The organism is Paenibacillus sp. FSL R7-0273 (assembly GCF_000758625.1).
In the GTDB taxonomy this organism is placed as follows: domain Bacteria; phylum Bacillota; class Bacilli; order Paenibacillales; family Paenibacillaceae; genus Paenibacillus_AQ.
In genome coordinates, this window is sequence record NZ_CP009283.1 from 5,832,532 (window position 1) to 5,846,392 (window position 13,861).

At 49.6% G+C, this 13,861-nt stretch carries 10 protein-coding genes and 1 riboswitch; of the genes, 4 read left to right on the top strand and 6 right to left on the bottom strand.

Going from position 1 to position 13,861, the window contains the following annotated elements; translation table 11 throughout:
- Positions 1 to 2 precede the first annotated feature (2 nt).
- The 3 genes from hemA to R70723_RS25070 form a co-directional block, all read right to left on the bottom strand.
- Positions 3 to 1,400, bottom strand: coding sequence for a glutamyl-tRNA reductase (gene hemA, locus R70723_RS25060; protein WP_039876490.1), 1,398 nt, complete (start codon positions 1,398 to 1,400; stop codon positions 3 to 5).
- Between the two features lie 207 nt (positions 1,401 to 1,607).
- The gene (locus R70723_RS25065) at positions 1,608 to 2,438 is read right to left on the bottom strand and encodes a protein phosphatase 2C domain-containing protein (protein ID WP_179088065.1); all 831 of its coding nucleotides are present in this window, start codon (positions 2,436 to 2,438) and stop codon (positions 1,608 to 1,610) included.
- Between the two features lie 26 nt (positions 2,439 to 2,464).
- The gene (locus R70723_RS25070; RefSeq protein WP_039876494.1) at positions 2,465 to 3,784 is read right to left on the bottom strand and encodes a hypothetical protein; all 1,320 of its coding nucleotides are present in this window, start codon (positions 3,782 to 3,784) and stop codon (positions 2,465 to 2,467) included.
- Positions 3,785 to 3,987: 203 nt separating this feature from the next.
- Positions 3,988 to 4,090, top strand: a riboswitch (purine riboswitch).
- Positions 4,091 to 4,213: 123 nt separating this feature from the next.
- Between R70723_RS25070 and R70723_RS25075 the strand changes: the two genes are divergently transcribed.
- Genes R70723_RS25075 through hpt form a run of 3 tightly spaced genes read left to right on the top strand, consistent with a single transcriptional unit; the run spans position 4,214 to position 6,881 of the window.
- Positions 4,214 to 4,774: a phosphoribosyltransferase gene (locus tag R70723_RS25075; protein WP_039876496.1), complete on the top strand. Its 561-nt coding sequence runs from the start codon at positions 4,214 to 4,216 to the stop codon at positions 4,772 to 4,774.
- A gap of 29 nt (positions 4,775 to 4,803) precedes the next feature.
- Positions 4,804 to 6,315, top strand: coding sequence for an IMP dehydrogenase (locus tag R70723_RS25080; RefSeq protein WP_039876498.1), 1,512 nt, complete (start codon positions 4,804 to 4,806; stop codon positions 6,313 to 6,315).
- A 32-nt stretch (positions 6,316 to 6,347) separates the two neighbouring features.
- Entirely contained in the window at positions 6,348 to 6,881 is a 534-nt protein-coding gene (gene hpt / locus R70723_RS25085) for a hypoxanthine phosphoribosyltransferase (protein WP_039876500.1), read from the top strand.
- A 79-nt stretch (positions 6,882 to 6,960) separates the two neighbouring features.
- Here hpt and R70723_RS25090 read toward each other — a convergent pair whose 3' ends face one another.
- Positions 6,961 to 7,263 carry a hypothetical protein gene (locus tag R70723_RS25090; protein WP_052421464.1) on the bottom strand — a complete coding sequence of 101 codons (303 nt, stop codon included), beginning with the start codon at positions 7,261 to 7,263 and terminating at the stop codon, positions 6,961 to 6,963.
- Between the two features lie 138 nt (positions 7,264 to 7,401).
- Here R70723_RS25090 and R70723_RS25095 point away from each other — a divergent pair, with 138 nt between their 5' ends.
- Positions 7,402 to 7,863 carry a hypothetical protein gene (locus tag R70723_RS25095; RefSeq protein ID WP_144027108.1) on the top strand — a complete coding sequence of 154 codons (462 nt, stop codon included), beginning with the start codon at positions 7,402 to 7,404 and terminating at the stop codon, positions 7,861 to 7,863.
- A gap of 6 nt (positions 7,864 to 7,869) precedes the next feature.
- Here R70723_RS25095 and R70723_RS25100 read toward each other — a convergent pair whose 3' ends face one another.
- Positions 7,870 to 8,238, bottom strand: a complete 369-nt coding sequence (locus tag R70723_RS25100; protein ID WP_039876506.1) for a hypothetical protein — start codon at positions 8,236 to 8,238, stop codon at positions 7,870 to 7,872.
- Between the two features lie 122 nt (positions 8,239 to 8,360).
- The gene (locus R70723_RS25105) at positions 8,361 to 13,637 is read right to left on the bottom strand and encodes an S-layer homology domain-containing protein (RefSeq protein WP_156123844.1); all 5,277 of its coding nucleotides are present in this window, start codon (positions 13,635 to 13,637) and stop codon (positions 8,361 to 8,363) included.
- Positions 13,638 to 13,861 lie beyond the last annotated feature (224 nt).

Sequence of the window (13,861 nt, forward strand, 5' to 3'; positions counted from 1 at the left end):
GCTCACCCGCCCAGCAGGCCTGCCGGAGCAAAAACGGTCTTAGGCACAAGGAATTCGGCAGCAGAGACACGGTCATCATTATTCTGCTGCTGCAGCACAGGAGCTGGACTGCTTCCGCCGCTGCCGGCTTCCAGCTGCTCCTGCAGAGCAAAAATCTGTGTGAAATACGCAAGGGCTTCATTCCCCTTGTCACCGCCGGACATTTCCTTGATCACATTAATCGGATCATGCATCATCTGGTTGACGATGCTTTTGGTCAGCCTGCGGATCACCTTGCGCTGGTGGTCATCGAGCTCAGGCAGCTTGTTGAACAGGCTGTCCATCGTCTCTTCATAAATCGAATTTGATTTGTCCTGCAGCGCGCGGATGACCGGTCTGACGCCAAGCGTCTTCAGCCACACCTGGAATTCGTCCATCTCCTCCGCAATCATCACTTCGATCTTCGCGGCTTCACTGCGGCGCATCTCCAGATTGCTCTCCACAATACCCTCGAGATCATCGATGTCATACAGGAAGACATCCGGCACACTTGCCGCTTCGGGATCAATATCACGGGGAACCGCAATATCAATCATGAACAGCGGACGCGACGGGCGGCGCTTCATACCGGCAGCCACCTGGTCCGCTGTCAGCACATAGCCTTCGGCTCCTGTGGAGCTGATTACAATATCCACCTCGTCCAGATGCCGCATCGCTTCATCGATCGTGCTCGGCCGGCCGGCGAACTTCTCAGCCAGCTCCACCGCCCGCGACAGCGTACGGTTGGCGACAATTACCTCAGCCGCACCGCTGCTGTACAGATGCTTCACTGTCAGCTCGCTCATTTTGCCGGCGCCGAGAATCAGCACTCTTTTGCCGGTAAACATGCCAAAAATCCGCTTGCCCAGCTCCACAGCCGCGTAGCTGACCGAAACAGCACTCTCGCCGATCGAGGTCTCGCTGTGCGCTCGTTTGCCGAGGGTTACCGCCTGCTTGAACAACTGGTTGAACCACGTTCCGGTCACGCCTTCGCCCTGTGCAGTCAAAAAAGCATTGCGCACCTGCCCCAGAATCTGCGTCTCACCGATCACCATCGAATCCAGACCGCAGGTTACGCGGAACAGATGGGCAATGGCCTGCTCATCCTCGTATATATACATATGCTGTGTAAATTGCTCACTTTTCACATTGAACCACTGCTCCATGAAGCTGCGGATAAAATATCCGCACATATGAAGGCGGTCTACGACCACATAAATTTCCGTACGGTTACAGGTGGCAACAACGACCCCTTCCAGCACGCTCTTGGTCTTCATCAGCTGATGAAGCGCTGCGGGCAGATCCTTCTCCGCAAAAGCGAACTGCTCTCTCACCTCGATGGGAGCCGTACGGTAATTCAGGCCAACGACGACAATGTGCATCGCTTGTTCACCATCCTAGTCTATATTCAGTGGTGTAGGCACTGTATTTCACAATCTCGAAATCACGTGTGTTAAGTATATCACATCAAAATGCGGCTTTTTACAAAACCTTTGAACTCTTTATGACATCCAGATAATAATGATTATAAATAAAAAACCATAAAAGTACTATGGTTTATGATGGGTTATTTTTATTTTATTTATGAATCAGAGAAAACGAAGTACCAGCCCAGTTTTGTCATCGGACACTTTTAGCCGCAATGTCGCCTGAAGCCTGGCATCCTCCTGCTCAGCCGTATAAAGATCATCTGTATATCCCTTCAGCCCTTTATGATCGATGCCGGCAACCAGCTTATCCCAACCTTCAACACCAGTGAACAGCCCGTCGGTAACGAGGTAAATACTCTCCACATTAGCCCGGTTGAATGTACCCTTCTCCAAAAAATGAGGAAACTCCGGACTGCCGTTCATTACCCCGTACCCCTCCAGCGTATTCGCCTTGCTCCGGTTATCCTGCAGCATCGGCATAAGCAGCCTGCGCAGCTCCACCGGCTCTTTCACCCCGCCCGCAATCAGCTCCGCCATCCGGTTCAGCGTCCTCTGATCGATATGCGCAACCTGTGTATGGGTGAGTGCCCTTAACGTACCGTCTTTGTACTTGCACAGCAGCATACAGTCCCCGGACTGCACGTATTCAATAGAAAACGTATTGATTCTGACAATAATGTAGGCCGCAGACCACAGCTCAGAGGGCTTCAGCACATTTACGCCCTCTGCTTCCATAACCTCCCGCAGGCGTGCGTTGGCCTGAACCGCCCTCTCTTCCAGCGTCAGCCCGTTCACTTCTTCAAAATATCCGGCAGCAAGCCGTGCAGCCAGATACCCTCCCGTAAATCCCTCCGGGTTCCGGTAAGGCGAAAGCGAGGTCGCCCCGTCCACAACCCCGTATACAGCTGCAGCTTCATTGATTACAAGTGCATCCTCATTCCATTCTCCGTCACCCTGTAATGTGTAAGTCTCAACTTCCCTGTGGTTCATGCTGTCCAATTCTCTCATTCCTTTCGTTATTGGGCTCTCAGCTCCAAAAAAGCAGTTACTCCTGCAGGATCACGTGCGATATACCGTTCCAAAGCATTAATATTCATATATAACGGAACAGAGATATTGGGGCTATCTTTGATCTCTGCCAGGGTTGTAGTTAATTGCTCCAGGGTTTTAATCGTTTTATTATCAGCATGGCTTATACGTGCTACCTCTTTTGTCTCAGGATTAATATCCAGCCAATCGACCTTCATTTTAGTGATGCCTACGAATTCCGGTTTACCTGCCTTGCGAATCCAGCGGAAGAATCCGACAATGCGTGTTTCGCCGATATCCTCACCGGATAACCGGTTTAATGTGCTCTCTTCCTTTAACTCACGGCTCATTCCTTTTTGAATAGACTTAGTAAAGTTTGTCCCCACAATATCCGCCCAATCCGCAGACCCGCTTCCCGACGGAACGAGCATAGCGCCGCTTGATTGAGCCAATGCATTCTGATTCCACAGGACCAAATAGCCATCCTTAGTAAAAGCAAGCGTGGAAACCCCAATCTCATTGTTAACACATGAATCTTTAATGCTGCAAAGCTTGAGGATTCCGGCATTGAGGCTGTAAGGATAACCTCTGCGCCCGTCAAAAACGGCACGTTCAGGATTTTCAGCTTCAATCAGTTTTTGCATCGAGATAATGTTTGTAAGATATGTATCAAAATAACTTCCTTTATGACATTCTGCTTCATTGGTATGTAGACAAATATCCGTGGACAAGCACAGCTTTTTCTCGTTATAAAAATGCTGGCCTTTATTCAGGGATCTATAGAAATTGTATCTCAGGAACGAAAGCAGGGCATCTCCCTCTTTCTTGATCTGGTCTCTAACCTTTGCATACTTTCTGGTATGGAGAGTAAGCCTTATTTCGGTGGTCCGCAGATAATGGTCTATTTCATCCGAGTAAAGCACATACTCCCTGCTGTCTGGAACAGGATGTACCTGAAAGCCTCTGCTCTCCTCATCACTGCCTGGCCGTATATCAGCAAGCTTGTAAATACCCTTTTCATTTAAAATCTGCTCTATCTGCTCCGTAGTGTACTTCCCCTCACCTTTATAAGCAGCATAGTCCGAATACATCTTATAGCAGTCCCATACGAACTTGATTAGGCTAAGAAACAACAGAATCCCGATACTGAAAGAAATAGCGCTACTGTTGAATTCAAGCCTCATTTGTTCGATAAAAGCATATACTGTCGCTAAAAAAATCCCGAAATCCACTAAAATGATAAAGGTTTCCTTCTTTTTGAGCATTGCTATATACCAAAAATAGTCACGATACATTCTAAAGCGCATTGCTTATCATCCTCCATTGATGCAGTTCATCTTTACTAAATATTTCGCAAAACCAAGCAAAACCCTTCTTTTCAGACTGATTCAATTACGTTGATAATTTTTATGTGATATATACTTACACAAAATCAAGCATTGACACATATAATCCACAATGATAGCATATTTAAAAATAATTAAAGTTACAATAACTTACACGAAGTTCACATTTATAATCACATACCTCTTGTATAAGCTCATTAATCCGGTTTGAGCGTTTCTACAGGCAACCGTAAATTGCCCCAGGCTACAAGAGACACCGCAAATAAAGAAGCTTAAGGCTGAGCAGCCGCAGTGTTCCCTGTGTTCCGCTCTCTTTTGGCCGTATTTGTTCCTGCTGGTGTCTCTTGTTGCCCGGGGCTTTTGCATAATCAGATAAAGGGAGTGGAAGCTATGAGCGCATCCTATGCACGGCTCAGTGAATCAATCAGCAATGCCAGAAACGTGAGAATCTACAAAAATAAAGATACTGCCTATGACTTTAAGCTGTATCCTTTTGGCGAGCGCGGCACCTACATTCATCCGGAGCTGATCAGTGAGATTACTGACAGCCTGGCCGTCAGCATAACGGAGCAGTTTCCCGCTTTTGATTATATCGTCTCGCCCGAGCCGGGCGGTCACACCTGGGGGATGCTGGCGGCCTACAAGCTGAACAAGCCGATGAACATTCTGCGGCTCAGCACCGAGCTGTACGACAATTATGAGGTGTCCATTAAGCGGGAGACGGCGTATAACGAGAACTATATTTATTTTGACGGATTCACGAGCGGTGACCGGGTGCTTATTCTGGATGATGTGATCAGCTCCGGGGCAACGATCCGCTGTATTGCAGACCAGATGAAGGTCATGGGGATTGAGCTTGTCGGGGTACAGGGCATTCTGGCCAAAGGAGAGCATTACATTAAGCTCGCAGACGATTACGGCATTCCGGTACGAGTGCTGTCCGTGGTATAAAGCTAACCTAACCTTGAGGAGTGAAAAGCATGGCTTATTATTATGAGCAGCCGTCCAGAACGTTCAGCGAATTCCTGCTCGTTCCGAATCTGACCACCAAACAGTGCATCCCCGGCAACGTGGATCTGCGCACGCCTGTAACCAAATTCAAGCGCGGCGAGACGCCGGCGCTGACGATGAATCTGCCGGTCACCTCCGCCGTCATGCAGGCAGTCTCCGACCACAATATGGCGATTGCTCTGGCCAAAAGCGGCGGTATCTCCTTCATCTACGGCTCCCAGTCTGTCGAGCAGCAGGTCGAAATGGTCCGCAGAGTCAAAAAATTCAAGGCCGGCTTCGTAGTCAGCGACGCCAATCTCCGTCCGGAGGATACGCTGCAGGCAGTGCTGAAGCTTAAGGCGCGCAGCGGCCACTCCACCATCGCCATCACGGATAACGGGGAGCCGACAGGCAAGCTGATGGGTATCGTCACCAGCCGTGATTACCGCGAGAACCGGCTGCCGCCGGAATGCCCGATTACGGAGTTCATGACTCCGCTCTCTTCCTTAATTTATGCCCAGGAGGGCATTACGCTGACCGAGGCCAATGATATGATCTGGGATCACAAGCTGAACTGCCTGCCGGTCGTGAACAGCGAGGGTAATCTGATGTATCTGGTCTTCCGCAAGGACTATGACAGCCATCAGGAATATCCGCTGGAGCTGCACGACAGCAACAAGCAGCTAATCGTCGGTGCGGGCATCAACTCCCGTGATTACAAGGAGCGGGTTCCGGCATTGGTAGAGGCGGGAGCAGATGTACTGTGCATCGATTCCTCCGACGGCTATTCAGAGTGGCAGGCGGAGACTATCCGGTATATAAAGGAAACGTTCGGGGACAATGTGAAGGTTGGCGCAGGCAATGTCGTAGATAAGGAAGGGTTCCTCTACCTGGTAGAGGCCGGAGCGGACTTCATCAAGGTCGGCATCGGCGGCGGCTCGATCTGCATCACCCGTGAGCAAAAAGGCATCGGCCGCGGCCAGGCCTCCTCCGTCATTGAGGTGGCTGCAGCCCGCCAGGAGTATTACGAACAAACAGGGATTTACGTCCCGATCTGCTCTGACGGCGGCATCGTCCATGATTATCATATTGTGCTCGCTTTGGCGATGGGCGCTGACTTCGTCATGCTGGGCCGATATTTTGCCCGGTTCGACGAGAGCCCAGGCCGCAAGCTGCTGGTCGGCGGTAATTTCGTCAAGGAATACTGGGGCGAGGGCTCCAGCCGGGCCCGCAACTGGCAGCGCTACGACTTCGGCAATGCCGACAAGGAGAGCAAGCTGGAATTTGAAGAAGGCGTGGATTCCTTCATCCCGTATGCCGGCCGGCTTAAGGATAACCTCGATCTCAGCATCAGCAAAATCAAATCCACCATGTGCAACTGCGGCGCCCTGACCATCCCCCAGCTGCAGCAGCACGCCAAAATTACGCTCGTCTCTGCAACAACTATTTACGAAGGTGGGGCACATGATGTTATGCTTAAGGAGAAGGATCGCACATCCTGACAGATAATATCGACTCACAAGGAGCAGTGGTTATGAACGAATTACGCAAGGTACTGGTAAGCAAGGCAGAGCTGGAGAGCAAGGTACGGGAGCTGGGCGCCGTTATCTCACGCGATTATGAAGGCAAGGAGCTCGTGCTCATCGGCATCCTGAAGGGAGCCGCCGTATTCATGTCTGATCTGATGCGGGAGATCACCTTCCCCGTCGCCGTTGATTATATGTCTGTATCCAGCTATGGCAGCAGCGCTACCACCTCGGGTGTCATCACGATCAAGCAGGACATCGACACCGACATCCGCGGCAAGCATGTGCTGCTCGTCGAGGACCTGATCGACACCGGCCTCACCCTGCAGCACCTGAAGCAGCTCTTCGCCCTCCGCGAAGCCGCCAGCGTCCGCATCTGCACTATTCTCAGCAAGCCCTCCCGCCGCGTGGCCGATATCCCCATCGACTACAGCGGCATCGACATCCCCGACGAATTCGTCGTCGGCTACGGCCTCGACTACGCCGAGCAGTACCGCAACCTGCCTGAGGTATGGATTGTGGAGACGGATGCGGCACATTAAGCCGTAGTACAGCTTTTAACAGAAAGCCCGCCTCGCGGTAGCCGTAATGTATTACGGGTGCCGGGGCGGGCTTTTTTTATCAAAAGAGGTATCTGACGTATGAAAGGAAATATCCGGCGAGTCCAAGCAGAGCTGCAATGATAACAGATGCACTCACATACCCCGCTTTGTTATACGGCTTCCAGCCGGAATTAAATATAGTAATAGAAGCTATAATCAGCAGCACCGAGGGAATCCCGAAAGCCATCAAAACAACAGTGCTGACCAAATCCATAATCATACCGTCTATGAAGAAGCGGTTTACCTGTAGAAAGAAGAATAGAACAGCCGCGATATTCCCAAAGATGGAGATTTTCCACACTCTTTTAAATAACTTATTCATCTATACTCTCCTCCCCCGCCTAACACAGACTCCATTCAGCTAATTCCACAGTGCACTATCAAAACAAATTTCCATTTTATAGTATAATATTATCTATTACTGTAATTACCCAAATAATCATAGGGGCGGTGAACACACTTGAAAAAAATATTGTGTCTGTTACTGCTGGTGTGCACATGCGTGATCAGCGGCTGTACCGGGGATGACAGTATCTACGCCGGGATTGAGAAGCAGGATATAACCGGCATTAAATCGGCCAAGGAGCTGGAGTTTATCTATGAATATAAGGGATACACGGACAACTGGGCAGCTTCCTATTACGTCTATCGGATGAAGGGCAGCGACATCCATGTTACCAGGCTTTTCATGAAATATATCGGTGAAGAACCAAGCCCTTCTGGAGAATTAAAATACGCCTACTCTACAGAAGGCGCAGCCACAGGCAGCGGAATGCTGGAGGAAGCAGCCGGACTATCCGTCATTTACAATCTGGGCAGCAGCGGCGGAACCGGCACAATCCCCGAACAGGATTCTACCGTACAAATGCATGTGGAATGGAGCGGCGGTACGGAGGATTGGAAGCTGAAGCCGGTGCTGTAAGGAGCTTTAGAAGGCAGCCCTGATCGAAAAGACCACCGGAGTAATGAGTAAGAGCAACACAACCGGTTCATTCAAGGACAGGAATAAGAGGACAATCATAGCTGCTACTATGCCGTTAAAAGCTATCAATCTCGCGGAAAGCCTCCATGCCGTGTTCCTGAACACAAAATAATGCAGCAGACTAAGCACCATATGACACATGTACAGAGTCAGAAAAAACAGCATAAACACAACCGCATCCCCCGGGCCGCTGACATACGGTGCTCCGGACACCAGGCTATTATCAATATTAGTTATAATACCGGCATACAGGATACTCAAGATTAGGGAACATACGGTAAGGTTCATCAGGAGCATTTTGGTATATTTTTCCATTCGGCTCACTCCCTGAAGATGTTATTTCTATTATAATAGCGCATTGCTATTAAAAAGAAACATGAAAAACAGGGCAGCAATCATCCAGATGGATGACGGCTGCCCTGCTTGTTTGCTGCGTTTTATTTCAGCTGGTATAAACGGTAGATTAACGCTGCGGCCTCCGCTTTGCTTGCGGTCTGGGCCGGACGGAAGCTCTGATCCTCGAAGCCTTCAAACAACCGGATACTCTTGGTCAGGGCTACGCTTGCTGCTGCCCACTTGGAGATCTTGGCCGCGTCTGTAAAGACTGCATTCACAGATTCAGGCTGGGAGACAGCCTGCTCGCCGTTAAAGGCTGTAAGCGCCCGGGCCAGCATTGTTGCAATCTCCTCACGGGTAATGGTTGCATCCGGGTCAAATGCGTTAGCCGATTTACCTGTAATAATGCCTGCTGCATAGGCTGCAGCGATTTCTTTGTAGTATGGATTTGCTGCTGTTACATCCTTGAACGATAATACCAGACCGTCGCCGCTCAGACCATAAGCCCGGGCGATCATAGCCGCGAACTGCTGACGGGTAACCTTGTCTGCAGGACGGAATGCCGCGCTCTGGTCCACAATTCCTTTATTCAGCAGGTAGCTGATTTCCTGAACAGCCCAGTGGGTTGCCGGAACATCTGTGAATGCTGCCTTCGCGAGCATCACTGTATATTTACTGAAATGTCCTCTTGGCGCTGTCACCGTGCGGGTAACCGGATCATATTTGCCGCCGACAGCTTCCCAGGTAAGACTTTCTTCATTTAATACGTATACTGTCAGATTCTCCAGGTTGGCTTCAGAGTATTTGGCAGTATCAATCGTGGATACATCAAAGGTAACATCGATTGGCTTGGCAAAGTTTTTGACCTGCTGTCCGCCGATATTCGCACTGAACTCCATTACCGGAATACTGGCCAGCGGATCAGCCTGGCTTGGTTTGGTCACGACTGCATTTTCAACAACCTCTGCTGCCAGCTTAATCGTCTGTCCTGGTTCCAGGGGACCGAAGGTATCTGCTTCAATAGTGAATGCGGTCTGGTCCATCTGGATTTTCAGGCCGGAAATATCATTGTCTTTAACCAGTGTAAGGATATCCGACGGAAGTGAGGTGTTCAGCTTGTGAATCCCTTCTTCTACTGCCGGTACCTTAACGGTAATACCTACCTTCAGATCTGCGGCACTTCCTGCCCCCAGCTTACTGGTCAGATTCTTGGAGAGATCCGACAGGGTCTGCTTGGCAGATTGGATCTGTGAGCTGACCAGGCTCTGATCGAGCTGTGAAGACACCTCGTTGCCTGACACCGTAACATTGGATTTCGCGATAGTAACCTCACCAGCTTTATTAAGAGCAGTCTGGCTAGAGGAGATCACATTCTCCTTCAGCTTCTGGATTTCATCGGCTGCTACACCCTGCGAATTATTCAATACCGCCGCCGCATTGGTAATCAGACTCTGCGCCAGTGTAACCGCCTTATCAGCGCTGTCCAGCTTGTTCAGCAGATAAGATGCGCTTCCGACCAGTTCAGTGATGGAATCTACAATCTTTTGTTTTGCTGCAGCATCCTGAATGGTTCCAAGCAATCCTGCAGCAGTGTCAATTGCCTGAGTAAGACTCTTGCTGTTCTGCTCCGCTTCAGCGGAGGTTGCCGCAGATTTGAGAGAATCCGCAATACTGCTGATTGCAGTCTGTGCTGCCGCAGCTTTATCCGCAGCCGAGCCAGCCGGATTGGTCAGCAATTCCTGCAGCTTGTCATTCTGCTTTTGCACATTCTCAGTGCTGTTCCCCGCTGCTGGAGCCGGAGACGGGGCCGGTGCAACCGGCCCAGGACCTACACCAGGGCCTGGGCCTGGGCCGCCGTTGCCCGGAGTTTCCCCGCCAGGATCAACCGTACCCGGACCGCCGTTACCCGGATTCTCCCCGCCAGGATCGACTATAGTATCTGTTGATGTTTCGAGCACAACCTTCTTATCCAGGCTATACTTCTGTCCGTCAATCGTCACCGAAGCTTTGATCACATACGTACCGGAAGGAAGCTCACGATAACCATTATAAGCGTCAAAAGTATACGTGGAAACGTATAAAGGATAGCCTCCGGCTATATCTGAAATCAGGGTTTTACCGGACTCATCCTGTACTTCGTAGGATGCCGTTTCCGGAGAAACGGATCTGTATCCGTTGGACCAGCCCCCGTTGGTAACGAGAATCTGCGGCTTCTTAATCTGTCCGATCTGATTGCCTGCAGTATCAACCAGACCTATCCGCAGAGAGCCCGTCCCACGCGATATCTTCACTTTGCCGTCCTGCAGTCCAAAAATATCAAGCCCCTGTATCGTCTGCGTTGTAAGCTCAGTAATCGTTCCGGCCTTCAGTGAACCCGGCGCAAAACGGATATTAAACTGATATTCTGTAGCTCCAATAGACTGATCCATTTGGATGGTTACATCACCAGGCGTCAATTGAACCTGATTCATATTATATACATAGCTGCTCAGCTTCGACTGATCAGGGGTTGTATATTCGACTCTGTAAATCGTAGCCGCTTCAGGTGCGACTACAGTTGCCAAGCCAGCCGTAGAATCATCGAGAACAAGCGTATTGTCTCCTGCACCGACTACCACGTTATCACGGTAGATAAAGGTTCCCCGCGTTGTCTGGGCCAGCATACTGTACGTACCCTGGGTAGCATAGAAGTAATTCTCATTCACTGCATTGCTGTCAACTACGTATGGTGCATTATTCACACCAGCCAAGTCTTTTCTAATAACCGAAAGATCTTCAGCCGGTCTGTCCAGAATCACCTTGCTGACTTCCTGCTGCTCTTGTCTGGCATCCAGCACAAGTGAATATTCTTTGCCCGGCTCCGTACGGACTGAGCCGTACATATAGTATCCAAACTTAGATTCAATCCCTGTGTAGCTCCGGTTATAGCGTATGAAGTCAACGTCCACCACAGAAGGGGAATCGACAATCAGCAGGGCCTGCGATCCGGAGGTATCAATGAAGGCCGATTGGTTGATATGGGAGCCGTCCGGGTTCTTGACCACGGCCTGAATACTTGCATAATCCAGCGGTACACCGCCGGCATAAGTGCTGCCTTCAGCCTTGTCCAGCCCACGTACCCTTACTACCGCCTGATTCTCGGGATTAATGACCGCCACGTTCACCTTCTTGAACAGGTAAGCAGGCTTCTTAAACAGAAGCTCACCGAGATAAACGCCTTGATCCTCAGGTATAGTGAACTGCCCTTGTGCATCCGTCTCTCCAAGGAGCTGGCCATAGCGGTATATTTTGACACCGGATTGCAGCGCTCCCTGTTCGCCGGTCACATGCTGCCGCACAGTAAAGGTAACCTGGTTAGCCTGGTCAACAGTTAAGTACGGCTTATCCACCAGATCAACCAGCTTGCCGTCCTTGTCTCTGATTTCAACATCCAGTTCATTCTTGGGCAGAACCTTTAGCTGCGTTTCGGCGAGCAAAGGCCCGTTTACAAGTTGTCCATTGATGTAGTCTGACGAATACAGCTGGACTTTGTAGTCACCTGCTGCTGCCGGCTTCCAGTCACGCTGGTTGATCCGCTGAAGATGGCCGTCCTGCTCCATGGCTGACCAATTGAGCGAGTCATCCGCAATGGTAACCCCCTTGGCGTCTACAACGACTAGCCTGTGACTACCCAAATCGAGAAGATTACCATATTCATCCTTCATTACTACACGGTTATTTACACTTTCACCCAGCACAAGCTCATTCCGTGCCTCGGGCTCCCCATTGTAGTTAGGATCAGTAACAATCGTATTGATCTGCGCCGTATAGCTACTGCCGGCCTTCAGAGAATACACGCTCTCAGATGGAGTGAAGAAGGCTTTCAGCAGAATACGGTCTGCGTTATAGCTATATTGACTGGTTTCAGTAACCGGACTTGCTGTCAGCCGGTGGATTTCTTCATCTCTTTGGACATACAGCTTTCCCTTACCGGCAGAAATTGCAGTGCTTATCTGGCTATAATTATACTTGCTGTTAAGATAAGAGAGGTGCACCTGTCCAGCTCCGGTATAGATGACTGGAACCTGAAGTGTAATTGCACTGAAATCAGCTGGTTTGGCATTATATGCAACTTCTTCTGCCGCTTCAGTCGGTTGAATTCTTTTACGTACCACCACTTTGCCGTCCACACCCTGAGCCGTACCTAGTGCGGTAAATTCATATTCCTTATCTTTTTTTACATAGAGCACAGGGGCTGTAAGATTGGTAAGACTTATAGCATTGTATCCGTTATTAATCTGCTTGTATTGGTTATTGTTAATCAAACTAATGGACTCCAGCTCTATCGGCTTGTTGTCCCAGGTATAATTGAAGCTCAGCCTGCTGTAGCTGCTTCCGTCTTCAATGATCTCCTTATGTACTCCACTGACAGATGAATATAAAGCCGCTTGTCCGATCTCGAACAGATAGGTCTCATTGCCTGTAGTGAAACGGGTTGAAGCACTTCCTGAACCTTCACCGGCTCTCAGCACAAGGACATCCATTCCCGGTAAGCTGAAACGGTTAACGTAGCCGTTCGATATATATGAGCTTTCACTATGTTTAGGCATCAGCTTGCCGTCTGCATCAAGATAACGGATAGCAGCGGTATAAGTTCCTGTTTCCTCCAGATCCGTCGCATAGAAAGGCTTAGCCTCGTATTGCTCGCTCCCTTGTCTTAGCAGTACAACGGACACTGCTGAGCGGAAAGTAAAGCTGGCGTTATTCTTCAACAGAATCTGGCCGTTGGCATCTGCTGTATAATAAGAAGAATAATAATAATTCCAGATTGCGACAGATTCCCCGGCTGCAGGAACCCCATTGTGTAACACTGTAATTCTGATGTTCTTATCGTCGCTGCGGACTTCGGCATTGCCGGCACTTACATAGGTGTCGGAATCCTTAGCCATCCGTTCAATGTTAATTTCAATTCCGGTCGATGAAGGAACCCTTACAGTCTCGGACGGAGTGACAATCGTTCCCCCTGCCCCTTCATATTCTGCCCGCAAGGTATACTCCCCGCCGGCTGCCAGGCCTGCGAACGGAATACGGCTATATTCCAAGGAAGTGTATACAGCGTCCAGCACAGTATGCTTAGCCTCTTGCTTAGGCTTCACTACCCTTGCGATTTCAGCCCCATCCTTACTAAGGATGAACCGGACATCCTGCAGAACCTTAAGATCGTGATAGGTGACATCTACCACACTGTTCACCGTAATGGATTGAGTGCCATCCTGAGCCTGTTCATTGGAAGCCAGCCCGGCTTTTAACGAAGCTGCTGAGGCTCCCAGCACATTCATGCAAGACAACATAAATACTAATACCAGTGACACAGTCATGCGTAATCTCTTTGAATACATACCTTATCTCCTACTCCCCAGTGAATAATTGAACAATCGGTTGACTTTCCTCCAGTGTAATCACAACGCCCCTTTACTAAGAAATACCATGCCAAAATTTAACTCCAAGCTCCATGATAACTACTTTTGAAAATATTGTCTATTGCTGTCTTAAAAGGTCGTTATCTGAAAATGAAAAAGATTTTAATTTTTAATAAACAGCTATTTTTCTGCCGATAAATATA